The organism is Lysinibacillus sp. NPDC093688 (assembly GCF_050280145.1).
Lineage (GTDB): Bacteria > Bacillota > Bacilli > Bacillales_A > Planococcaceae > Lysinibacillus > Lysinibacillus xylanilyticus_B.
Window position 1 is genome coordinate 227,178 of sequence record NZ_JBNNUX010000002.1, and the last position, 22,790, is coordinate 249,967.

The window sequence follows — 22,790 nt, forward strand, 5'->3', positions numbered from 1 at the left end:
ACCGGGTGTTTTGCGTTATTTATAGTTGCACATCATGACCGTCAGCCTGCAGCTAGCTTTTGCTATTTCTCGTGTATATAAATCCCAATGTCCGAAAGATTTTATCATACGTATTTGTTGGAAGGCTATCATACCCACACTCTCCACGATAGAATGTTTCGGTAGCAACATTTGATAATGTTAGCAACTTCTTATGAATAACCTTTCTCCATACGGAAAGCGAATATAATTTCCTCATATATATTGTTCAACAAGTTATCTAATGGTTGGGTTCATACCTCTAAAATTAATCAATCGCTTTTCAGACTATTTTGTATCAGGATGCATAAGGTGAGGTGCTTTTTTCATTGTCCAAATAAGTGCAAGGAAGAAGCAAGCCATTAAAATAATAGACCCGAAAATATAAGGACTGTTCATATTCCAATCGAATAATATACCTGCTAAAGCTGGACCAATCATATTACCAAGACTCATATACGCATTGTTCATACCAGCTGCAAAGCCTTGTTCATTTTCAGCAAGCTTTGAAATCAGTGTGTTGACTGCTGGACGAATCAATGTCGTAGCTGTAGAGAAGATTGTCGCTACAACTAGAATAAGAGCAAAGCCAGATACAAATAGTATTAAGAAAATTGAAACGGATGCAATAAATAAATTGACTAACACTACTTTCATTTCGCCGAAGCGATTAAACAGTGGTGTAATAACAAATATTTGAACAACAACACCAAAAGCGCCACCGACAACTAATATAATGGCGATCTCAGTAGGTGTGTAATTAAACTTATCTGTAACAAATAATGATAATGTTGTTTGGAAGTTAGCAATTCCGAATGAGAATACTAGCATGATAATTAGCATGACAAAATAAGGCATTCGGACTGAACGTACCATTTGCTTTGCAAGATTATCCTGCCTCTGCGCTTTTTGTGCTGTGTTTGGTTTTGTACCAGGCAATAAAAAGAACGATAAAATGGCTGCTAAGATAGCTGCAAATCCAGCTGTATAAAATGGGAAATGCAAACTAACTTTTGAAAGGAATCCACCGATACCAGGTCCAATCATAAAGCCAAAGGACATTGCTGCCCCTAGCATACCCATACCTTTTCCTCGTTCCTCATACGTTGTGACGTCTGCCACAAAAGCCATAATAGGAGGTGCCACAAATGCAGAACCAAGGCCACCTAAAAAGCGTGCCAAGAAGAGCATCCACACATCTGTAGAAAGCCCGAAACCAATTTGTGCAAGTCCTGTTACAATAAGACCGAAGATAATGAGATTTTTTCGACCGTATTGATCTGAAAGATTCCCAGCAATTGGAGAAAATACGAATTGTGCTAAGGCGAACGTTGCGATCAACATGCCAAGTACTTGTCCTGCAGCACCAAATAGTTTTAAATACTCAGGCATGACAGGAATAATAATTCCAATACTCCCCATTGCGATAAACATATTAAACATTAAAATAAACAAAGCCGCCTTATTAGACTTCTGCTGGGTCATCAAATACCCCTTTCTATATTGAAATATATTACAGTCTACCACAAGGTTTGTGCGTTTACTATTGACTATAAGTCTGAAATAAGAGATTTACTAGTAAAGTTATGGGGATTCTAATTATTAAAACAAATACTGTACCCAGTTTCCCCATAGAAGTCTACCAATAGATAAATGAAAAAGAGGTTAGGACACATCGCTTTATTACTATAAATTAGAGTGATATGTCGGAAAGATACATTCTTGTGAAGTGGTTGATCTTCGTTACGACTGGGCGACTCCTTGGGGGTTAGCAATAGAGGAACGAAGGCTAAGAACATCACATCCTGTGATAACGCCTTCGTGACCAACATCGGTGCTGTTGTTGCTGCCGCTTCGCTTTCGCACAGTCCAAAACCTTTTGCTGTCGCTGCGCTTTCGCACAAACAAAACCCTCTGCTGCCGCTACGTTAGCACTACGCTTTCGCGCAGAAAACATCTGTTGGCCAGAGACCCTGCAGCGTAGCGGATGTTTTCTGTGCGAAAGCGAAGCGGCAGCAACAAAGCGCCCAGTCGGAACGGAAATCAACCCCTCATTTTGCCAGAAGGTCATCTGAATTGACACCTGACAGTATATCTTTATAGAAAAATTTAAAAATATAACATCAAAAAAACGCAAGAAATCAACTTTTTTAAAATTGATTTCTTGCGCTTTTTAAGGCTTTCAGTTTTGAGGTTATCGAATACTCATTTTAAATTCTAAAAACAGCTCATTGTATTTACCTAAGTAATCAGGGCCTAAGTTTTTATAAACTTCTAATGTTTTACGTTGTTCTTCTGAAGGATAGAATCGCTTATCAGATACAACTTCCTTATCCATTAACTTCATCGCTGCAATATTAGGGGTAGAGTAGCCTACATAATCAGCGTTTTTAGCCCCTGATTTAGCTTTTAGCATGAAATTGATGAAGGCATGTGCGCCATCTATATTTTTTGACGTTTTTGGGATGACCATATTGTCAAACCATAAGTTTGAGCCTTCCTTTGGTACAGCAAAGTCTAAATCTTCATTTTCTGACAACATGTCAGCTGCTTGACCAGACCAAGTGAGTGCCACGCTAGCTTCATTATTAACCATCAGCGGTGTAATTTCATCCCCGATAATAGCTTTTACATTTGGCGCCAATGTGATTAGTTTATCAGTAGCTTGACGTAGCTCCTGTTTATTTAAAGAGTTGAGAGAGTAGCCAAGGCTGTTTAAGCCCATACCAATCACTTCACGTGCACCATCTACTAAAAAGACTTTACGCTTTAATGAAGGATCCCATAAGTCCTCCCAAGATGAGAAGTCAAGGTTTCCAACGAGCTTTGGATTATAGACAATGCCGACTGTCCCCCAGAAATATGGAACAGAATATTTATTGTCGTCATCAAATGGTAAGTCTAAAAAATACGGATCGATATTTTTTAAATTAGGAATTTTTGTTTTATCTAAAGGAATAAGTAAGTTTTCTTCCTTCATTTTTTCAATCATATATTCAGAAGGTACTGCAATATCGTAAGCTGTACCACCTTGTTGAATTTTTGTCATCATTGCTTCATTTGAATCAAATGTCTCATAGATGACGTGAATGCCTGTTTCTTTTTCAAATTGCTTCAGCAAATCCGGGTCAATATATTCTCCCCAGTTAAAGATTGTTAACGTATCTTTACCACTTTTCCCACCGCCGACACTTAGGACGTCAGCAGCATAGAATAAAAGGGCGGAAACGACAAGGATTGCGATTGTAGCCTGAATTAATTGCTTCATTGAGTTCCCCCCGTTCTTTTATTAGCGCGGCTTGTAATGAAGTAATAGCCAACTACGACAATAACCGTTACAAAGAATACTAAACCAGAAATAGCATTAACCGTTAAGGAAATACCGGCACGTGCCATCGAGTAAATTTCAACAGATAATGTACTGAAGCCGTTACCTGTTACGAAAAATGTTACCGCAAAATCATCTAGAGAATACGTTAAGGCAAGGAAGAACCCTGCAAAAATACCAGGTTGAATATACGGTAAAATAACACGCATCATGACATCTTTTTTCGTTGCTCCTAAATCTAATGCAGCATCGATTAATGATTTATTCATTTCTAATAGCTTCGGTAAGACCATCAGTACAACAATTGGAACACTGAACGCTACATGGGCTAATAACACAGAAGCAAAGCCTAATTTAATACCAATCATTGTGAATAAAATTAAAAAGCTTGCACCAATAATGACATCCGGGCTCACAATTAACACATTGTTTAAAGAAAGTAGAGTATTACGCATTTTTGAATCTTTTACAGTAACAATGCCAATAGCTCCTAGTGTCCCGATGATTGTAGAAATCAATGCAGAGAGTAATGCCACGATCACTGTATTAATTAGAATGACAAGTAGACGTGAATCCTCAAACACGGCTTTATAATGTTCTAACGTAAAGGACTCAAAACTATTCATCGTGCCACCACTATTGAACGAATAGAAGATTAAATAGAAGATAGGTGCATACAAGACGATAAAAACAATCGCTAAATACACTCTTGCTGTAGCAGATAGTTTTCTCATCGTACGCGACCTCCTTTATCTTTTTTCTGTCCTGTAATTAACATAACGATGACCATAAATAAAATTAAGAAAACAGCAATTGTTGAACCCATTCCCCAGTTTTGAGTGACAAGGAATTGTTGTTCAATAGCTGTACCCAGTGTAATAACACGGTTTCCTGCAATTAAACGAGTAATCATGAAGAGTGATAATGCAGGAATAAATACAACTTGAATACCTGATTTAACACCGTCCATTGTTAACGGCAATATAACACGGCGGAATGTAGTAAAGGCAGATGCCCCTAAATCACGTGCTGCATAAACAAGAGCCGGATTTAAACGATCCAATGAGTTGAAAATCGGTAAAATCATGAATGGAATAAAAATATAAACGGATACGAACACAAAGCTAATATCAGTGAATAGCATTTGCTTCGGATCAAAACCAAGTACTTCGATAAATGCATTCAATGGGCCGTACAAGCCAAAAATCCCGATAAAAGCATATGTTTTTAACAATAGATTAATCCAAGAAGGAATAATAATTAGTAAAAGCCAAAGCTGTTTATGTTTCGTCTTTGTTAAAAAATAGGCTGTTGGATACGAAACAAGTAACGTAAAGAACGTAATTAAAAACGCATACCAGAATGAACTTAATGTCATTTTTAAATAGACAGAAGTAAAGAATGCTTTATAGTTATCGAGCGTGAAATTGCCATGTATATCTAGTAGGGAATAGTAAACAACAAGTGCAATCGGCGCGATAACGAAAAATGCAATCCATAAAACATAAGGAAATAAGGCTGATTTCGAAGTCTTAGTTTGCATCTTCGTCGTCCCCGTACGCCTCTAAACGTTTGTCGAATTCTTCTTCTGTTTCATTTAAGCGCATTACATGAATTGCTTCCGAATCAAAGTCTAAACCAATTTCTGTCCCTACCTCAGCTTTTTTCAATGAATGCACGAGCCACTCATTGCCATCTTTGTCGTACGTAGATAATTCATAGTGCACCCCGCGGAACAATTGAGTATCAACTTTAACGACAAGTTTTCCTTTATCGATTGTTGTCATTTCTAAATCCTCTGGGCGAATGACAATATCAATTTTTTCGTTTTGCTTCATACCTTGGTCAACACATTCGAAAACTTTACCAGCAAATTCCACTTTGAAATCTTCAATCATCACGCCAGGAACAATATTTGATTCACCAATAAAATCAGCAACGAAGCGGTTAATTGGCTCATCATAAATATCTACTGGTGTACCAGATTGTTGAATTTCACCTTCACTTAAGACAAAGATTTCATCACTCATGGCAAGTGCTTCTTCTTGATCGTGTGTGACAAATACAAATGTTTTCCCAAGTCGTTGTTGTAACTCCCGTAACTCATATTGCATTTCTGTACGTAGCTTTAAATCTAAAGCAGAAAGAGGCTCATCAAGTAAAATTACTTCAGGATCGTTCACAATTGCACGAGCAATGGCTACACGCTGACGTTGACCACCAGACATTTCAGAAATTTCACGATTGCCATAGCCTGCTAAGTTAACGAATTTTAACGCTTCAGCAACTCGGTTTTTAATTTCACTTTCAGGAAGCTTTTTTATACGAAGCCCAAATGCGACGTTTTCAAAGACGTTTAAATGAGGAAACAATGCATAGTCCTGAAAAACAGTATTTACTTGGCGGTCATTTGCTGGCACTGAGTTGATTTTTTTATCATGAAAATAGATATTTCCTGTTGTCGGTTCTGTGAACCCAGCAATCATACGTAAAATAGTTGTTTTACCACAACCAGACGGACCTAGTAGTGTATAGAATTTTCCCTTTTCTAGCTCCAGGTTAATGTTTTTTAAGACGACCGTGCCGTCATTATAGGACTTTGAAACATTTTCAAAGCGGATAATCGAATTCGTTGTCATAGATGCGCCTCCTTAAGCTATAAATATGAATCCGTTGCGACAAGTAAAATTTTTGTTTCATCAGCATGTGCATTAAAAATTTGATGATGATCTGTCGCGTCAAAATAGAGAGCATTGCCTTCACTCGCTATGTACTGTTCATCTCCTAAAACGAGACGAATACGCCCTTCGACAACATAAATAAATGTCTCTGAGAGGGAGGGTTCAAACTGCTTAAATTCACCATCAGCAGCAAGTGTTAAGAAAATGGGTTCCATTTCTTTTTCATTTGATGTAGGAATCAGCCACTGAATTTCATATTTTTTTTCTTCATCTGTATAAGTGGATTGATCTTCCTCTGTATATACAACCTTTTGTTCAGGTGCTCCATCATCGAAAAATTCTTTAGGTGTTGACCCTAAAACTTCTAATAGTGAAAATAATGTTTCAATGGAAGGTGAATTTAGATCACGTTCTAATTGAGAGATATACCCTTTACTTAAATCTGTACGTTCTCCAAGTTCCTCTTGGGTAAGACCTTTTTTTAAACGAAGCGCTTTGATTTTTGCTCCTATTTGCATCTTTTCCCTCCTAGAAGAAGTTTAGCAATCATAAACTTTTGAAATATGAAGTTTACTTTAACGAAACTTTTAGTTTACTAAAACCATTACAATTATACATAATAATAAAGAATTTGCAATCGTTTTTAATGAAAAAAAAGTAGATGAAATTTTTAGAAATTATACATAAATATCGCATAGAAAATTTTTGTTTAAACTAGAATAAAGTTGTTAAAAATAGCTAATAAATAGGCTGTAGCAGCTATTCCATTTGGGGATTTGACGAAAATTTGTCAGATAATTAAAAGTGTGCACTTTTGTGAAGTTTACTTGTTTGAAAAACTACGATTACTCTGCTATCGTAGAAGACGAGTTCGCTGGTGCGAATGGAATATATACACTACATATATAATCGGAGGGATTAATAATGGCAGAACGCATGGTAGGTAGACAAGCACCTGACTTTACAATGGAAGCGGTACTTGCAGACAAATCATTTGGCAAAGTATCATTAGAAGACATCAAAGCACAAGACAAATGGACAGTACTTTTCTTCTATCCAATGGACTTCACTTTCGTATGTCCAACAGAAATCACTGCAATGAGCGATCGTTACGATGAGTTCGAAGACTTAGATGCAGAAGTAATCGGTGTTTCTACTGATACAATCCACACTCACTTAGCTTGGATTAACACTGACCGCACTAAAAATGGTCTTGGTGAGTTAAAATACCCATTAGCAGCAGATACAAATCACCAAATTTCAAAAGAATATGGTGTATTAATTGAAGAAGAAGGTATCGCACTACGCGGCTTATTCATCATCAACCCAGAAGGCGAATTAAAATACCAAACAGTATTCGATAACAACATCGGTCGTGATGTAGACGAAACTTTACGTGTACTTCAAGCATTACAAACTGGTGGTCTTTGCCCAGCAAACTGGCGCCCAGGTCAAGCAACTCTATAATTTAGAGTTTTAGATCATTCAACAAATAAAGAGTCCCCACAGTAAGTTTGTGGGGATTTTTTTAAACTTGATAGAGAAAAAGGTTCATCACCAAAAATTGGGGATGACTTTTGTTAAAACGTCTACTTTGTAAATAAGTTGATTGTAGTGGAGGCTAGGCGACTCCTTGGGGATCGGCGATAGGGGAACGAAGGCTAAGAGCATCACATCCTGTGATAACGCCTTCGTGACCAACGTCGGTGCTGCTGCCGCTACGTTAGCACTACGCTTTCGCGCAGAAAACATCTGTTGGCCCGGGACCCTGAAGCGAAGCGGGAGGGGAACGAAGGCTAAAAGCATCACGTCCTGTGATAACGCCTTCGTGACCAACATCCTGTTGCTGCCGCTACGTTGCACTGCGCTTTCGCACAGAAAACATTTGTTGCCCCGACGCGCCCAGCCGGAACGGAAATCAACCACACGTTTTGATAATGATCCTAGAAAAAGGAAAAAGGAGAATGTTTTATGAAACTTCGTGAACAAATGCCTGAACTTGTAGGCGCAACGACTTGGTTAAATGGAGAAGTAACAAAAGCGGATTTAGTAGGCGAAAAACCAACGTTAATCCATTTCTGGTCGGTTAGTTGTCATTTATGTAAAGAGGCAATGCCGGATGTCAACAATTTCCGTGACCAATACAAAGATGAGTTAAACGTTATTGCCGTGCATATGCCACGTTCTGAGGAAGATACAAACTTAGAAACGATCAAATCGGTAGCGGCAGAGCATGACATTGTTCAACCAATCTTTGTGGATAGCGAATTAAAGCTAACAGATGCATTTGAAAATCAATACGTACCTGCATATTTTGTGTTCGATAAAGATGGTCAGCTTCGTCACATGCAAGCTGGTGGTAGCGGTATGAAAATGCTGGAAAAACGTGTAAATCGTGTTTTAGATGAAATGCGTAACGCATAAAATAGCAGATTAAAAGGCGGGGATTTTTTTTCCTCGTCTTTTTTATGCAAAAATATACGGTTAGTCACCACTAAGTTGTTACCAGAACGGAAAAGGGAGCAACCCAATCAAGAGGTGACCTGAGTGTTTTTAAGTATATCTTTGCCGTGTTGGCAAAGATATACTTAATGTGCGCTCGGCATGTGTATGAACTATAGGGTGCAAGTCCTGAACCTCGAAGACAGAAGTAGAGGATACAAAAGAAACGTAGTTCCCTTAATTTAATTTTAGAGCTAGAAATGACTAATGATGAAAAATGTAACAAAGCTGAATTAAATGAAGTAGATTAAAAAGCCTAAATTTGCTAGAGATAAATCCATTTTGATTAATCTTTAATTTTTTTAAAAAATGGATTTGTCTTATTTATCTTTCATTTCGAGCGAGAACTAGAGGTTAGCTTTTGGGTTGCAGTTATAATATCAATGATGGACACTAATGGATCAAATTCATCGGATATTTACAGTGACATGTGCTGGATTATTCATAAAAAGTAAGGTGTGGTGTGTAATGAAGGATTCTCATAAGATTTACAATACGGCGGTAGAGGCAACTTTGGAGGTAATTGGAGGGAAATGGAAACCTGTGATTCTCTTTCATCTGACATTTGGCAAGAAACGTAACAATGAATTGAAAAGGTTGATACCTGCAATTACTCAAAAAATGTTATCGCAGCAGCTTCGAGAGCTTCAAGAGGAAGGCGTCATCTTACGCACTTCTTACAATCAGGTTCCACCAAAAGTCGAGTATGAGTTGACCGACTACGGTTGGAGTTTAAAGGAGATTCTTCATATGATGTGTAGGTGGGGGGATTCGCATCTAGAAAGAAAGTACGGGGGAAGAGCTACCGTTCTGGCCAATCCAGAGCTTGGAGACGAAAATGACATATAGGGGTCATCGGTGATAGGTAGAATTTTTCGCCTAATAATTTTAAACTCTGTAACCAATTTTTCACTTGGACGTTACTATGTAAAAGATTGGTGCGATTTTTCTAACTTGCCCTTTATAAGAACGATTTTTTTTCATACGAACGAGATATCGGCTTGAAAGAAGATGAACTGAACCCATTTGTATATGAATGGGTTTTATTTTTCGTATTGTATTTCTTCAGAACGTCTATTCAAGTGGAAGATCCACGTTTTAATAAATTGAACTTAAATCCTATAATGTATATTATAAATCAAAATAAAATTGAAAGTAGGTGATTTATTAGTGAATAATAATTTGCTTCTAATAAAGAATTTTAGCAAATTGACTGGCTTATCACGAAAAACTTTGTATCTGTATGATGAACATAATATTTTGAATCCAGCGTTTGTTGATCCAAATAATGATTATCGATATTATGATAAGAACCAGTTACTAACTGCTAAACGAATAAATTTGTTAAAACAAGCAGGGTTTAGCTTAAATGAAATCAGTAAAATCATCCATAGAAAATTATCAGATGATGAAATAAATAATTTAATAGAAGAAAAGCTTCAATTGGAAATGAACAAGATAAAAGATGCAAATCAAACAATAAATAATTTGAAAGCCCTGAGTCCTGCAATTATGATGTTAAATAATGAAGTCCAAAAAGAGTATTTAGAAGCATTGCTCGTATATGAATATGAATTATTGCCAAATGAAAATATATGTGTAGCGCTGAATAACGTCGAGGAATTAGTTAGCGAATTTAATGTTAAAAAGATTGAAAAAATAATCAAATATAAGCTGATAGATAATAAAATTCACCCTATTCGTGTCGCTTTACAATTGGAAAATCAAAAATTGAATCAATTGGGAATCACAAGTTATTTTGGCTTTCAAACGCAAAAGTTTTTTTATGAAATTGATCCTTATCAAGAAGAATCGGTATTAAAAATAAATGAGATCCTGAAAAATAACGAAATAGAATTATCCGAACCATATATTTATGAACGTATATTAAACCCAGATGAGTATCTATATTCCTCCAAGCGCCTTTCGGAATTTATTTTTCCGTCTAAGTATTAATTAATTGACCTTCCCCCTTAGGTTAACCCTTACACTCTCTTTAAAGGGAGGTTATATTACATGAAAAAAAATAATTACGCATTAGTAACAGGAGCTTCTAGAGGGATAGGAAAAGCAATCGCAATCCAACTTGCAAATGATGGATTCAATTTACTATTACATTATAATCAAAATATTGAAAAAGCTAATCAGGTTAAAGAAGAAATTGAATCAATTGGCAGACAAGCACATTTAATTCAAGGTGATTTCAATTCCAGTGAAGGGATTGAAGAGTTTATCATAAAAATCAAAAAAATGATAATCCAAGATAATAATGTATCATTGCATACAATTGTTCACAATGCTGGACATGCTACATCAAATGGATTTGGAGACGTGGGTTATAATGAGTTCGATCGTCTATTTAATGCAAATGTTAAAGCACCATATTTTATCACACAATCTTTAATCGGACTTATCGAATCCAATGGTAGGGTAATAAATCTATCATCAGGTGTGACACGTATCGCGTTTCCACATATGATGGTATACAGTATGACAAAAGGCGCAATTAATACAATGACGTTTACACTAGCAAAGGAATTAGGTGAAAAAGGAATTACGGTTAATTCCATAATGCCTGGAATCATTGATACGGATTCAACTGCTAACTGGCTGCATACAGAAGAAGGTCAAGAAAATGCAAAGAATATGAGTGCTTTAAAAAGAGAGGGTCAACCAGAAGAAATTGCAAATGTTGTTTCATTTCTAGCGAGTGAAAAAGCGAGTTTTATTACTGGGCATAATATGGATGTAACTGGTGGAAGTCATCTATAATTAGGTAAATGTTTTAACTAGAGACTGATTAGAATCATGAATTTTAAAGGACAGATGAAATAATTATTTAGTCGGTTTTCATAGAGGATTCATGGTAATTAATTTGATCAATCTTTTTTATAAAAATATAAATTAATAAAATATGATTAAAGCCTATTTTGAACAAACTTTTTCAAAATAGGCTTTTCTTATTCTTAATTTATTATTGGTTATTAATATTCATCTGATTTTAATGCAACACGAGACATTTTAAGCCTAATTCTTTCATGATACGATACACTTTTTTATGATTTATTTTGTGCCCGCGGTTCGTCAGTTCATCACAAATACGACGATAGCCATAACGATCGAAATGTCTTACCCAATAATAGTACATACTACGCTGAATATCCACGAGCTGAAGTAGCACCTTCACGGGAAAGTCATGCTTAAGCTCATAGACTACTCAGATTTTGTCTTGTTTTGAATAAGGTATTCAACTTTTTTAAGTACACATCCCCATACGTAAACGCTCATTTTCAGCTTGTAATGCTTTTACTGACCCCTCAACGATTTCATGGATGCACACCCCTTTTATTGTAGGGCGTACAATCCTCCTGTTTCATAAGCTAATTTCCATTCCGAAGTGTTTCGTAAGGCGGAATATTGAAAAGTGCCGCTGTTTCCTTGATAGATGTCTCGTGTTCATTCATATAATGAGAGACATCTAGTTTATATGGAGGAGAATAGGATGTATAGCGTTTTACAAAAGTGGTTTCATCATGCGACTCATAACTTTTCACACCATTCGTAAATACACTCGAAGCAACACCTTGAGATTTGGCGATTGTTTTTTTCACCTTCAGTCCCCTTTAAATATTTTTTTACCGCTTGAGAATAAAATTTAGCCATAGAAAAACTGCACCTTCAATTGTTAGACTGTGTCTAACAATTGGGATGCAGTTCATATAAAAATGCCGGCTTTTCGTTTATGGAATGATTTTGCGTTTGCGGAAGTCGTCGAAGATGTTCATAAACATCGCTTCGGTATCGACGTATTCATGAAAACCTAAGCGACGGGCCTTAGTTCCGTCAGCGAAGAAATCGTAATTCCAAGAGAACACGAAATCACCGAATCCCCAGGAAGATACGTCTTTATAGGAATGCTGAGTAAGCCCATGGTTCTCAACCATTTTGTTCCAAAGATGCTCCTTGTCCGCCATGACAACGTCCAGGGACATTTGCAAAGGAGGCGCCGTTTCCAAGCCGAAGTAGTGAGCGATTTTCGGCCATAATTCATTCCAGCGGAACAAATCGCCATTCGTGATGTTGAATGCCTGATTAGCACAACGCTCTTCAGTTGCCGCCCATACTGTTGCCTTCGCGAGAAGTCCAGCATCTGTCATCTCTAAGAGGCTATCGTAAGCACCCGGCTTGCCCGGAAACCGCAGTGGCAGTCCAAGTTCCTTCGAAATTGAAGCGTAGATTGCAATAACCATAGCGAGGTTCATTGGATTTCCAAGCGAGAAGCCGCAGACTACAGAAGGACGGAGCGCCGACCAAGTCCAAGCCTTACCTTTTTGCCTTTGTTCTAAGAAATCTTGCTGATCAACATTGAACTCGGGCGGCATATGGTTAGCGTCTGTCTCACGAGCCGGAGTCTTGAATGGACCGAGGTGTGCGCCATATACCTTGTAACCCTGCATCAAACTTACATGTTTTAAGCCTGGTGCGGCTGATTCGATCACTTCTACGGTGTTTACTAGCATGGTGAGATTAGGGGGAACGAGTTCGGCCCAAGTTGGACGGTCCTGATAGGCGGCATAGAAGATGTGTGTTACCTCAGTTAAATCGCCTAACTTCTCCCAGGTGTCGTCTGTATTGAGTAGATCCGCAGCTACATACCGGACACGGTCAACGGATTCTCCGCCTCGACGGGATACACCTATCACGTCCCAATCAGGGAGAGTAATTAGGTGATCAATGAGGTTGCGACCGATGACACCATTTGCGCCTACAACTAAGGCGACTTTGCGTGTTGATTGAGTTTCATTATTCATAGTGTTTTAGCTCCTTCTAGAATCTGCTTTGTTCACTGTTATTTTGCATCAAGGAACCACACTTGAGAAGTACGCACTTTGAAGTGACATAAGCACTTTTTTGTAATCTAACAGTGCTCTTAAGACGAGTATGTGGAAGAATACTCAGGATTTTAAAAGATTTTTAAAAGACTATATTGATATCTGATTTGCGAAAAATAAGTATGGGAGTATGTAATTAAACAACTATTTTCTGAACGGTGTTATACATGTTTACACTTTGAAATGAAACAATTTTATTGTTATTACACACCATCCTTATACTGGGTGATTACGAGGCTTTGGAGAGGGAAATATTATACAAATACACGAGCAAGGATTTCAAGCAGGCTTCTTTGATGAAATCCTGAAGGAATGTGGTGTTTTGGTTCATCCGACAACCTTCATGCGCTTGGTTCATGAATATGGCAACTGGATCTACCAAATTTTGAAGAAGAAAAATAAAAACGTACAATTTTCTTGGAATTTGAATGAGAAAAGAATTAGGATGAATAATTGCCATCTGTGCCAAAAGCGAAGCAAAGAAGGAGGCTTTTTTTCTATATTTGATGGTGCATTGGACCAAGAATAGGGATGAAAAATATTATTATTGGTAGCATAAGAACCTCTTTTCCTTGAGAAAGAGGTTCTTTTTTGAAAAATAATAAAGTGATTCTATTTCACATGCTATTGATCTAAGGTTTCTGTTTTAGGAAGCAATGCCTTGTTTTCAATTTTGTTTGATAGCACCATTAGGGTGGTGAAATTTCCATGTTTATTACAGGTATCACTAAATTCCTCTAATGTCTCCATCGATTCGGTTACCACCTTAAGTAAATAATTGAACTGACCACTTATTCGGTATAAATCGATTACTTCTGGTGATTGCTCGCAAAAATCTATAAAGGAATGACAGTCATAGGATTGGATAAGGATAAACGCCGAGGTACATTTTCCAATCCTATGCGGGGAAACAGAAGCCTGATATCCCGTAACGATTCCTTTCTCTTCTAGCTTTCTCACCCTTTCTTTTACTGCTGGTTGTGTCATGTGGACCTCTTTGCCTAATTCGACCATCGAAATTCGACCATTTCTTTGCAACAACTCTAAGATATCTACATCAATTTTATCCATTTTACTACCTCCTTTTATTAATAAAACAAAAAACAATATTATATATATTTAAATAAGGTTTATAGGTTGTTATACATTATTTTATGCATGTACATCGTACCTTTTATTTAATAAAATGACAATGAACTTTATAAAGGAGCTGCATAGTTCCATATAAAAGCATCTTTAATAGAGAGAGGAGGATTCTAAAAATAAAGTAATAGAGTATGTGACAAATAAATTAAGTAGGCTGAATGAAGGTCTTACTTCGTAAGCATTCAGTTTATCATTGGAGGTCTTTATAGTATGAACAATGTAAAGTTAAAAGTGAAAACAATCACCGTACTTGGTACAGGAATTATCGGTGCCCCTGTTGCTGCTAATTTACAAAAAAATGCGTTTCATGTACAAGCATGGAACCGAACGCTTTCTAAGGCAGAAAAGCTTCAATCTACTGGTATTCACGTGTTTGATACGCCACAAGAGGCGGTAAGTGGTACTGATGTGATTATCAGTCTTCTCAAAGATGGACCTGCCGTATTAGAGGTCATGCAATCGGTAAAGCAAAGCTTGTCTAAGGGGATGATATGGATTCAAATGAGTACCGTTGGAATAACAGCGATTGATGAATTAGCTTCCTTTGCCAAACAACATGATTTGATCTTTTACGATGCACCTGTTCAGGGGACGAAACAGCCAGCAGAACAAGGACAGCTTGTTATTCTCGCCTCTGGGCCAACGGAAGAAAAGGAACAGATTAAACCCATTTTTGATGCGATAGGAAAACGCACAGTATGGGTTTCCAATCAAGCAGGAACAAGTAGTCGTTTAAAATTAGCATTAAACAGTTGGGTTTTTGCGTTAACACATGGTGTTGCAGAGAGCCTTACAATAGCCAAGCAACTAGGCGTTGATCCAACACTTGTTGTCGATGTCGTTACTGGTGGACCAATGGATAATGCTTATTTTCAACAAAAGGCGGCAGCAATGATGAAGGACGACTATACAACCAGTTTTTCCATTGCTAATGCAGTGAAAGATGCACAATTAGTTGTGGAAGCTGCAGAGCAAATGGAGATACCTATAGATATTACTCGTGCCGGATTGCAACGATTCCAACGTGCACTTGACGCGGGACATGGGGACAAAGATATGGCGGCTTCCGGGTTAGTAGGAAGAAAACAGTGAGCGGGTTTAAATCATCAGAAACATCCCATGCACTTCAACTTCCTATATGGAATTTAATCGCCTTATCGGTTGCTAGTTTTCTTGCAATTATGACCGAGACGATTCCAGCTGGATTACTGCCACAAATCAGTAAAGGGCTCAATATTTCAGAGGCACTAGCGGGGCAATTGGTGACACTCTTTGCCATCGGTTCGGTTGTAGCGGCCATTCCCCTTGTTGCGTTAACAAGAGGATGGAGGCGAAAGAAAGTGTTGTTACTGGCACTAAGTATCCTATTTCTTGCAAATATAGCAACGGCAATCTCTTCTCACTATGTCCTCATCTTAGGATTACGCTTCCTTGCGGGAATGTCCACCGGTTTGCTATGGGGACTTGTGGCCGGATATGCGCGCCGGATGGTAGCACCATCTTTACAAGGGCGTGCGTTGGCAATTGCAGGGACAGGGCAACCAATCGCTTTGTCATTAGGGCTACCCATGGGTACTTGGTTAGGAATGTTTTTGGAATGGCAATCTATTTTTATCATTATTGGTGTGCTTACACTTTTCTTGATGATATGGATATATATAAAAGTGCCAGATTTTTCAGGACAATCTGCTCAACAACGACAGCCTATTTATGAGATTTTCCGATTGCCTGGCGTTCGTCCAATCTTGTGTGTCGTCTTCGTTTGGATCTTGGCTCATAACATTCTCTATACTTATATCGCCCCATACATGACGTATGTTGGACTTGCTAATCACGTCGGTCTCGCTTTACTAACGTTCGGAATCTCATCGATAGTAGGGATTTGGGTGATGGGTATATTTATTGATAACTATTTACGGCTGATGTCAATAATCAGTCTTGTTGGTTTCGCTATTGCGTCACTTGTGCTAGGAATTACAAATGGTTTACCATTACTCATTTTTATTGGAATAGCCGCTTGGGGTTTGACATTTGGCGGGGCACCAACATTATTACAAATGGCTATAGCAGATGCTGCTGGGGAAGGAGCAGATGTGGCTCAGTCTATTTTTGTCACCATTTTCAACCTTGCAGTAGCTGGAGGTGGATTTGTTGGCGGAATGATGCTGAATCAATTAGGCGCGGGTTCTTTCCCATGGATACTCGTATTATTAAGTCTCATCGGTTTCTTGATAGTGTATGGAGGGAAAACACATGCATTTAAGCCTAATCAAAATCAAATCGAGGGTAATTAATAATCCTTACACTTTTCTTGCGATTCCATTTATTTATGTCAAATACACATCCATAAGTTTATTACCTTTCAATGATGCAAACGGAAGTACCGAATACATCGTCTATTTTGACGTGTTTCGGTACTTATTTATTTGCTCAAAACAATTGGAGGTACTTTGTTTTGCAGTTATTAGATAAGCTAACAGAGAGTGGGTAATAATACCGAAAATACAAAAGATTCCTTGGACAACATGGCATACAAGAAAGGATTACTTAAAATCATAACCTGATCGGAAAAAGGGGCAACTTGATAACGTAACCGAGCGTCCAAAGGAGTACCCCTGAGCAAAGAGGAGAACCGAGTGCTCTTAACTAAAACCAGGTATTCCTTCAAAGATTTCTAAGAGATGTCTTTTATTGACGAATAGTCTCTTGTTTTGACGATACATATAGTAGAGAATGCGTTACAATAAGGGTATAGTAGTTTTCGGAGGGATATATAATGATGAAAAAAGAGTTTGCTGTCATTGGACTTGGACGTTTTGGAGGAAGTATTGTCCGCGAACTAATGAGTCAAGGGGCACAAGTTATGGCGATCGATCATTCCTCAGAGCGGGTGGACGAATTCGCTTCCATTGCCACACAGGCTGTAATTGCAGATTCGACGGATGAATCGGTATTAAATTCATTAGGTATTCGTAATTTTGAGCATGTGATCGTAGCAATTGGTGAAGATATTCAAGCTAGTATTTTGACGACTATTATTTTAAAAGAAATCGGTGTTCAGCAGATTACTGTAAAGGCACAAAATGATTACCATGAAAAAGTTCTGCGTAAAATTGGTGCAGATTTTGTCGTGCATCCTGAGCGTGATATGGGGATACGTATTGCCAATAATATGCTGTCTAATACAGTGCTTGATTATTTAGAGCTTTCAGATGAACATTCCATTATGGAGCTTAAGGCCAATGATGCGATTGCAGGTTACTCCATTATGGATTTAGATATTCGTGCGAAGTACGGGCTTAATATTGTAGGCCTTAAACGTGGTTCGGATATCATCGTATCTCCGCAGGCAAGTGATAAAATTTTGCTAGGAGATATTATGCTTGTCATTGGGGCGGATGTAGATATTAACCGCTTTGTTAAAAAGGCATTGAATGGGTAATGAAAATGAATAAACGAAGATGGAAACTAGTTATATTTGCTGCAATTTTTCTGATTGGCGCTTTTACATTGCAGTTTCGCGAAAAAAATGAGGAAGAGGCTATTTCTCACATTTTAGATCATGCAGCAGAAATTGATGCAATCGAGCTATTTAAAGGGGAGCAATCTGTATTTAAAGCAACAGGTCAAGATGCAACAGCCTATATTGAAAACTATCCTCTAAGCCATGTTAAGAAATTAAGCAAAAAAGAACGATCTATATTTGAAGAAAAACCACTTTATCATATTGTCTACGAACTAAAAGGAGAGCCTTTATATGAGGTGGATATTTTAAAGGTTGCTATTAGCTCTGAGCTAAATGAGGAATTACAGCAGATGGTCTTTAAAGTTGGAGATCAGCAATATTTGATCTATTGGGCAAAAGAGAAAAAAGCACTTGAGCAATCAACAAGTACGCAACGCTTGCTTGAACAATATGTTAAATAAAAAAGGGTAGTGAGACAGCAACACGCGGTCATCACTACCCTTTTTTGTTCAAGAATCTAGATTTTTAACTTTTGGATTAAAGCGCCTATCGGATGTAAACGGGCGCTTTAGCGTATTTATTTCTAAGACACAATAGTAGTTTTCCCCTGCAGTGCACGTTCTTGCATCTCTACATCAAATTCTTTTTCAGATTTCGATACGACTACACAAGCTACACCGTTACCAATTAAATTTGTTACGGCACGTGCCTCAGACATGAAGCGGTCAACGCCAATTAGTAGCGCGATCCCTTCGACTGGAATCATTGGGAAAGCAGCAAGTGTCGCTGCTAATGTGATAAAGCCAGAACCTGTTACACCGGCAGCTCCTTTAGATGTAATCATTAAAATTCCCAGTAGTGTAATGATTTGAATCCACGTTAAGTCCATTCCGTATGCTTGTGCAATAAATAATGCAGCCATTGAAAGGTAGATGGAAGTTCCATCAAGATTGAAGGAATAACCCGTTGGTACTACTAATCCGACAACTTGCTTAGAGCAACCAAAGTTCTCTAATTTACGCATCATAGATGGCAAAGCAGATTCAGATGATGAAGTACCAATTACTAAGAAAATTTCCTCTTTAATATAAGCGATAAATTTAAAAATATTGAAGCCGAAGAATTTTGCAATCGTGCCTAAAACAAAGACTACGAATAAGAACATAGTAATATATACGGCAGCCATTAATAGACCTAAGTTGCTTAAAGATTTCAAACCAAAATTACCAATCGTATAGGCCATTGCACCAAATGCACCTATTGGAGAAATTTTCATCACCATACTTACGATTTTGAAGAAAATTTCTGCCACTTGTTCAAAAAATGTAATGACCGGTTTTGCAGGTGCGCCAATAGAAGCAGCAGCTAAACCGAACAATATTGCAGAGAATAACACAGGAAGTAATTGCCCAGCTGCAAGTGCACCGACAACGTTTTCAGGAATGATACTAGAGATGAAAGCGCCTAAACCTTGCTCACTTTCTGCTGCTGCTGTTGTAAATTTAGAGATATCAGCTTCGGAAGCACCTGATGTATCTAACCCAGTACCAGGACTAACGATCATTGCAACAGCAATCCCGATTGCTAAGGCAAAGGTAGAGACAATTTCGAAATACAGTAACGCCTTTCCTCCGATTTTTCCAACCTTTTTCATATCTCCCATACTACCGATTCCGATGACAACTGTTAAGAAGATAATAGGGGCGATTAACATTTTAATTAATTTAATGAATAAGTCTGCCAGGATTTTAAGGCTTGCACCAAACTCGGGGAAGATGGCTCCAACAATAACCCCCAAAATGATCGCAGCTATAACCTGAACAGTCAAATTTTTCAGTAATTTCATTTTATGCTACCTCTTTTCTGAATTTTCTTTTTGATATCGTTTTCACTAGAATTATCATAGCGAATCCTTTTGAAAAAAAGAGATTTAGAAAATAAGAAACATATCGTTCATTAAGTACATTCATCCATATTTTTAATGAAACATAGTGTTTTCAGTAGCTCAAGCTGTTATGATACTGTGTGATGAATTCGCTTTTGTTATAATACAATAATAATTAGTGATAGAAAATTTTGTTTTATACCAATTTTTCGTAATATTGTTCATTAAGTTCATGACTTTCTCCTACTTATGTCAACTAAAAGTGTTGTCAAAAGATTTTTTTGAAGATAATCTTAAAAGCATATCATTTGTAGAACCGAGTTTGATTAAGGGCTTTTATAGTGTAAATGCAGATTTGGAAGGGGGAGGATTTCAAATGATGAAAATGCCTGTAAACGGCAAAATACTGTTAGTGACATTTTTAATCATTGCATTCTCCTTTTTACTTGGTGGCATTTTTGTACTTGGTAACCTTTTAACGGAGCAAGAAAAGGAGTTTGGTCAGCGTGCTATGCTCGTTGCGCGGACTGTATCAAATGTGCCAGAAATCAGTATCCATTTGAAAGATGACAATATGAAAGAAGCGGCGAAAAATGTCAATAAAATTGTAGATGGAATTCGTGTTGTTAATAAAGCAGAGTATATTGTTGTGATGAATAAGGATCGTATTAAACTATCTCACCCAGTTAGTAAAGAAATAGGAAAGCGTAGTGAATCACAGGATTTAAATGCTGCCTTTAGTGAGCATTATTATGTATCGAAGGCGCAAGGGGAAGCCGGTGTAATGATTCGAGCGTTTGTCCCTATCATTGATGAAAAAAAAGAACAAGTAGGCATTGTCGTTGTAGGGTATTCACTGCCAACTTTTATAGAAATGCTGCAAAATTATGAGCATGAAATTTTTATTACTATTCTGATATCGCTTGTTTTTAGTATTTGGGGGGCATATACACTTGGCCGACATATTAAAAAGCAAATGTTTGGGCTTGAACCTCATGAGATTGCGAAGATGTATGTAGAACGAACTGAAACGTTCAATGCTATGCATGAAGGCATTATAGCGGTCGATAAAGAAATGAATATTACAATTTTTAATGAAAAAGCAGCTGATATATTAGGCGTTACTAGAAAGATAGAGGATTGTATCGGGGAAAATATTTATGATGTTTTGCCTGACACACGATTGCCAGAAATTGTTGAAACAGCAAATCCTGTATACAATCAAGAGCTTTACATCAATCATCATAGTATTTTGAGTAATCGTGTCCCGATTATTGTTAACGGTGAGTTGGTCGGAGCAGTTGCCATGTTTAAAGATTTAACCGCGGTGAAAAAGCTTGCGGAAGAGGTAACAGGTGTTAAAGCTTTTGTGCAAGCGCTGCGTGTACAAACACATGAGCATAAAAATAAACTTCATACGATTGCAGGACTTCTACAATTGGGGCATACAAAGCAAGCACTTGAATACGTTACAGCTACTACCGAACATGAAGCTTCTTTAACGAAGTTTTTAAATGAACGCTTTCATAATGAAAATATTTCAGGATTATTGCTAAGTAAAGTTAGTTATGGCAAGGAATTAGGCATACAAGTAGAAATCGATCGAAAAAGTCATTTTAAACGCTTTCCACCATTGTTAGATCACCACGATTTCGTTGTCTTGTTAGGAAATTTAATTGAAAATGCCTTTGAAGCGCTAAATGTACTTTCAAAGGATGATAAATATGTAGCGATTTCTGTAGATGAGCATGACGGTGTGCTAGCAATTGCAGTTTCTGATAATGGAATTGGGATGTCTGAAGAGGTGCAAGCTCGTATGTTTGAAAATGGATTTTCTACAAAGGCAAATGAGAATCGCGGTATTGGCTTGCATTTAATACATGAAATTGTCAGAAAAGGTAACGGCGATATTGAGGTAGTGAGTGAATGTATGAAGGGGACAAGTTTCTTAATCTTATTGGAGTTAGGAGAAGAGTAGATGGATGTAATAAATGTGTTGTTAATTGAGGATGATCCGATGGTACGAGAAGTGAACAGGCAATTTATTGAGCAAATCAAAGGATTTTCGCTAATAGGCTATGCTAGTAATGGAATAGAAGGGATTGAGAGGATTAAACAATTAAACCCTGAGCTTGTCTTTATGGATATTTTTATGCCTGAGCAGGATGGCATCATTACGCTAGGGAAAATTCGTGAAGAACATCTTCCGGTTGATGTTATTGCTGTAACTGCTGCGAATGATAGGCCTACTGTGCAGCGAATTTTACACCTAGGTGTCTATGATTATATTATGAAACCTTTTACGTTTGAACGAATTGAGCAAACTTTAAAGAATTATCAAACATATAAAAAGAAAATAAGCGGTATGCAAGATCTAACACAGCATGATGTAGATCATCTAATGCAGCAACGTATCCCGGAGCAAGTAGCTGTTCCCCCGATCACTGAGACAATTGTAATAGAAGAGCTACCAAAGGGTTTTAACCGGGCAACATTAGGCAAAGTGCTTGCCTATATTCAAGAAAGTAACGAAGCGGTCTCAGCGGAGGAAGTGTCTACATACATTGGAACAGCGCGAGTAACGGCTCGACGTTACTTGGACTTTTTAGAAAAACAAAATTTATTAAAAGTGGATATACAATATGGAAGTGTGGGACGTCCTATCCATCGATATTTTATTTAATCAGATTCAGATTCGGTTATTTTATAAAGTGGTTTAATACATCTTTTAAAGGGCAAACCTTTTTATGGGATATCATTTAGTATCTCACTAATATACGAATTAGATTTTTGAAAGAAGAAGGGTTATAGACATTTGTTGATGGAGGAATACATTATGCAGCAAATAGTAAGCTTTATCGCAAGAGTCAAA

At 37.5% G+C, this 22,790-nt stretch carries 21 protein-coding genes and 2 pseudogenes; 12 read left to right on the top strand and 11 right to left on the bottom strand.

Translation table 11 applies throughout. The features are described 5' to 3' along the window. Positions 1 to 306: 306 nt before the first annotated feature. The 6 genes from ACQKN2_RS03280 to ACQKN2_RS03305 all read right to left on the bottom strand — a co-directional run bounded on the left by ACQKN2_RS03280 (position 307) and on the right by ACQKN2_RS03305 (position 6,545). Positions 307 to 1,503, bottom strand: coding sequence for an MFS transporter (locus tag ACQKN2_RS03280; protein WP_427413679.1), 1,197 nt, complete (start codon positions 1,501 to 1,503; stop codon positions 307 to 309). A 709-nt stretch (positions 1,504 to 2,212) separates the two neighbouring features. Then, positions 2,213 to 3,286: an ABC transporter substrate-binding protein gene (locus ACQKN2_RS03285; protein ID WP_427413680.1), complete on the bottom strand. Its 1,074-nt coding sequence runs from the start codon at positions 3,284 to 3,286 to the stop codon at positions 2,213 to 2,215. Next, positions 3,283 to 4,080, bottom strand: coding sequence for an ABC transporter permease (locus ACQKN2_RS03290; protein WP_323645378.1), 798 nt, complete (start codon positions 4,078 to 4,080; stop codon positions 3,283 to 3,285). The genes ACQKN2_RS03285 and ACQKN2_RS03290 overlap by 4 nt, the downstream gene beginning before the upstream one ends. Next, complete coding sequence (locus tag ACQKN2_RS03295; protein WP_427413681.1) at positions 4,077 to 4,889, bottom strand: ABC transporter permease; 813 nt, start codon at positions 4,887 to 4,889, stop codon at positions 4,077 to 4,079. Before ACQKN2_RS03295 ends, ACQKN2_RS03290 begins: the two co-directional genes overlap by 4 nt. After that, positions 4,879 to 5,985, bottom strand: a complete 1,107-nt coding sequence (locus ACQKN2_RS03300; RefSeq protein ID WP_427413682.1) for an ABC transporter ATP-binding protein — start codon at positions 5,983 to 5,985, stop codon at positions 4,879 to 4,881. Before ACQKN2_RS03300 ends, ACQKN2_RS03295 begins: the two co-directional genes overlap by 11 nt. Before the next feature lie 17 nt (positions 5,986 to 6,002). Further along, positions 6,003 to 6,545: an XRE family transcriptional regulator gene (locus tag ACQKN2_RS03305; protein ID WP_323645375.1), complete on the bottom strand. Its 543-nt coding sequence runs from the start codon at positions 6,543 to 6,545 to the stop codon at positions 6,003 to 6,005. A 406-nt stretch (positions 6,546 to 6,951) separates the two neighbouring features. Between ACQKN2_RS03305 and ACQKN2_RS03310 the strand changes: the two genes are divergently transcribed. The 5 genes from ACQKN2_RS03310 to ACQKN2_RS03330 all read left to right on the top strand — a co-directional run bounded on the left by ACQKN2_RS03310 (position 6,952) and on the right by ACQKN2_RS03330 (position 11,301). Further along, entirely contained in the window at positions 6,952 to 7,494 is a 543-nt protein-coding gene (locus ACQKN2_RS03310; protein ID WP_323645374.1) for a peroxiredoxin, read from the top strand. A 504-nt stretch (positions 7,495 to 7,998) separates the two neighbouring features. Then, positions 7,999 to 8,451, top strand: a complete 453-nt coding sequence (locus ACQKN2_RS03315; RefSeq protein WP_053483465.1) for a TlpA family protein disulfide reductase — start codon at positions 7,999 to 8,001, stop codon at positions 8,449 to 8,451. A 546-nt stretch (positions 8,452 to 8,997) separates the two neighbouring features. Further along, positions 8,998 to 9,378 (top strand): winged helix-turn-helix transcriptional regulator, encoded by a 381-nt coding sequence (locus tag ACQKN2_RS03320; RefSeq protein ID WP_427413683.1) that lies wholly within the window; start codon positions 8,998 to 9,000, stop codon positions 9,376 to 9,378. Between the two features lie 321 nt (positions 9,379 to 9,699). Continuing rightward, positions 9,700 to 10,485 carry a MerR family transcriptional regulator gene (locus ACQKN2_RS03325; protein WP_427413684.1) on the top strand — a complete coding sequence of 262 codons (786 nt, stop codon included), beginning with the start codon at positions 9,700 to 9,702 and terminating at the stop codon, positions 10,483 to 10,485. Positions 10,486 to 10,545: 60 nt separating this feature from the next. Beyond that, entirely contained in the window at positions 10,546 to 11,301 is a 756-nt protein-coding gene (locus tag ACQKN2_RS03330) for an SDR family NAD(P)-dependent oxidoreductase (protein ID WP_427413685.1), read from the top strand. A gap of 238 nt (positions 11,302 to 11,539) precedes the next feature. On the opposite strand, the pseudogene ACQKN2_RS03335 reads toward ACQKN2_RS03330, so the two are convergent. From ACQKN2_RS03335 to ACQKN2_RS03345, 3 genes and pseudogenes are all read right to left on the bottom strand, one after another. Then, a pseudogene (locus tag ACQKN2_RS03335) lies at positions 11,540 to 11,848 on the bottom strand (IS3 family transposase); the annotation flags it as partial. A gap of 61 nt (positions 11,849 to 11,909) precedes the next feature. Next, positions 11,910 to 12,140 (bottom strand): hypothetical protein, encoded by a 231-nt coding sequence (locus ACQKN2_RS03340; protein ID WP_427413686.1) that lies wholly within the window; start codon positions 12,138 to 12,140, stop codon positions 11,910 to 11,912. Positions 12,141 to 12,269: 129 nt separating this feature from the next. Further along, positions 12,270 to 13,340: an SDR family oxidoreductase gene (locus ACQKN2_RS03345; protein WP_427413687.1), complete on the bottom strand. Its 1,071-nt coding sequence runs from the start codon at positions 13,338 to 13,340 to the stop codon at positions 12,270 to 12,272. A 379-nt stretch (positions 13,341 to 13,719) separates the two neighbouring features. Here ACQKN2_RS03345 and ACQKN2_RS03350 point away from each other — a divergent pair. After that, positions 13,720 to 13,908 (top strand): annotated as a pseudogene (locus ACQKN2_RS03350) (IS6 family transposase); the annotation flags it as partial. 137 nt (positions 13,909 to 14,045) lie between these two features. On the opposite strand, the gene ACQKN2_RS03355 reads toward ACQKN2_RS03350, so the two are convergent. After that, the gene (locus ACQKN2_RS03355) at positions 14,046 to 14,492 is read right to left on the bottom strand and encodes an Lrp/AsnC family transcriptional regulator (protein WP_427413688.1); all 447 of its coding nucleotides are present in this window, start codon (positions 14,490 to 14,492) and stop codon (positions 14,046 to 14,048) included. 285 nt (positions 14,493 to 14,777) lie between these two features. Here ACQKN2_RS03355 and ACQKN2_RS03360 point away from each other — a divergent pair, with 285 nt between their 5' ends. From ACQKN2_RS03360 to ACQKN2_RS03375, 4 genes are all read left to right on the top strand, one after another. Then, positions 14,778 to 15,659, top strand: coding sequence for an NAD(P)-dependent oxidoreductase (locus tag ACQKN2_RS03360; protein ID WP_427413689.1), 882 nt, complete (start codon positions 14,778 to 14,780; stop codon positions 15,657 to 15,659). Continuing rightward, positions 15,656 to 16,861 (top strand): MFS transporter, encoded by a 1,206-nt coding sequence (locus ACQKN2_RS03365; protein WP_427413690.1) that lies wholly within the window; start codon positions 15,656 to 15,658, stop codon positions 16,859 to 16,861. Before ACQKN2_RS03360 ends, ACQKN2_RS03365 begins: the two co-directional genes overlap by 4 nt. Positions 16,862 to 17,346: 485 nt before the next feature. Then, complete coding sequence (locus ACQKN2_RS03370; protein WP_323645594.1) at positions 17,347 to 18,009, top strand: TrkA family potassium uptake protein; 663 nt, start codon at positions 17,347 to 17,349, stop codon at positions 18,007 to 18,009. A gap of 5 nt (positions 18,010 to 18,014) precedes the next feature. Next, positions 18,015 to 18,494 carry a hypothetical protein gene (locus ACQKN2_RS03375; protein WP_427413691.1) on the top strand — a complete coding sequence of 160 codons (480 nt, stop codon included), beginning with the start codon at positions 18,015 to 18,017 and terminating at the stop codon, positions 18,492 to 18,494. A 122-nt stretch (positions 18,495 to 18,616) separates the two neighbouring features. Here the strand turns inward: ACQKN2_RS03375 and ACQKN2_RS03380 are convergent, their stop codons facing one another. Further along, a complete protein-coding gene (locus ACQKN2_RS03380; protein WP_427413692.1) occupies positions 18,617 to 19,879 on the bottom strand; it encodes a dicarboxylate/amino acid:cation symporter in 1,263 nt (420 codons plus the stop codon). Between the two features lie 415 nt (positions 19,880 to 20,294). Between ACQKN2_RS03380 and ACQKN2_RS03385 the strand changes: the two genes are divergently transcribed. Next, positions 20,295 to 21,896 (top strand): ATP-binding protein, encoded by a 1,602-nt coding sequence (locus tag ACQKN2_RS03385; protein WP_427413693.1) that lies wholly within the window; start codon positions 20,295 to 20,297, stop codon positions 21,894 to 21,896. After that, positions 21,897 to 22,601 carry a response regulator gene (locus ACQKN2_RS03390; RefSeq protein ID WP_427413694.1) on the top strand — a complete coding sequence of 235 codons (705 nt, stop codon included), beginning with the start codon at positions 21,897 to 21,899 and terminating at the stop codon, positions 22,599 to 22,601. Positions 22,602 to 22,790: the final 189 nt, after the last annotated feature.

Excerpts from the sequence above, each read along its gene's own strand:
- ACQKN2_RS03280 (WP_427413679.1), bottom strand. The coding sequence starts at position 1,503 with ATGACCCAGCAGAAGTCTAATAAGGCGGCTTTGTTTATTTTAATGTTT.
- ACQKN2_RS03285 (WP_427413680.1), bottom strand. The coding sequence starts at position 3,286 with ATGAAGCAATTAATTCAGGCTACAATCGCAATCCTTGTCGTTTCCGCC.
- ACQKN2_RS03290 (WP_323645378.1), bottom strand. The coding sequence starts at position 4,080 with ATGAGAAAACTATCTGCTACAGCAAGAGTGTATTTAGCGATTGTTTTT.
- ACQKN2_RS03295 (WP_427413681.1), bottom strand. The coding sequence starts at position 4,889 with ATGCAAACTAAGACTTCGAAATCAGCCTTATTTCCTTATGTTTTATGG.
- ACQKN2_RS03300 (WP_427413682.1), bottom strand. The coding sequence starts at position 5,985 with ATGACAACGAATTCGATTATCCGCTTTGAAAATGTTTCAAAGTCCTAT.
- ACQKN2_RS03305 (WP_323645375.1), bottom strand. The coding sequence starts at position 6,545 with ATGCAAATAGGAGCAAAAATCAAAGCGCTTCGTTTAAAAAAAGGTCTT.
- ACQKN2_RS03310 (WP_323645374.1), top strand. The coding sequence starts at position 6,952 with ATGGCAGAACGCATGGTAGGTAGACAAGCACCTGACTTTACAATGGAA.
- ACQKN2_RS03315 (WP_053483465.1), top strand. The coding sequence starts at position 7,999 with ATGAAACTTCGTGAACAAATGCCTGAACTTGTAGGCGCAACGACTTGG.
- ACQKN2_RS03320 (WP_427413683.1), top strand. The coding sequence starts at position 8,998 with ATGAAGGATTCTCATAAGATTTACAATACGGCGGTAGAGGCAACTTTG.
- ACQKN2_RS03330 (WP_427413685.1), top strand. The coding sequence starts at position 10,546 with ATGAAAAAAAATAATTACGCATTAGTAACAGGAGCTTCTAGAGGGATA.
- ACQKN2_RS03345 (WP_427413687.1), bottom strand. The coding sequence starts at position 13,340 with ATGAATAATGAAACTCAATCAACACGCAAAGTCGCCTTAGTTGTAGGC.
- ACQKN2_RS03355 (WP_427413688.1), bottom strand. The coding sequence starts at position 14,492 with ATGGATAAAATTGATGTAGATATCTTAGAGTTGTTGCAAAGAAATGGT.
- ACQKN2_RS03360 (WP_427413689.1), top strand. The coding sequence starts at position 14,778 with ATGAACAATGTAAAGTTAAAAGTGAAAACAATCACCGTACTTGGTACA.
- ACQKN2_RS03370 (WP_323645594.1), top strand. The coding sequence starts at position 17,347 with ATGAAAAAAGAGTTTGCTGTCATTGGACTTGGACGTTTTGGAGGAAGT.
- ACQKN2_RS03375 (WP_427413691.1), top strand. The coding sequence starts at position 18,015 with ATGAATAAACGAAGATGGAAACTAGTTATATTTGCTGCAATTTTTCTG.
- ACQKN2_RS03380 (WP_427413692.1), bottom strand. The coding sequence starts at position 19,879 with ATGAAATTACTGAAAAATTTGACTGTTCAGGTTATAGCTGCGATCATT.
- ACQKN2_RS03385 (WP_427413693.1), top strand. The coding sequence starts at position 20,295 with ATGATGAAAATGCCTGTAAACGGCAAAATACTGTTAGTGACATTTTTA.
- ACQKN2_RS03390 (WP_427413694.1), top strand. The coding sequence starts at position 21,897 with ATGGATGTAATAAATGTGTTGTTAATTGAGGATGATCCGATGGTACGA.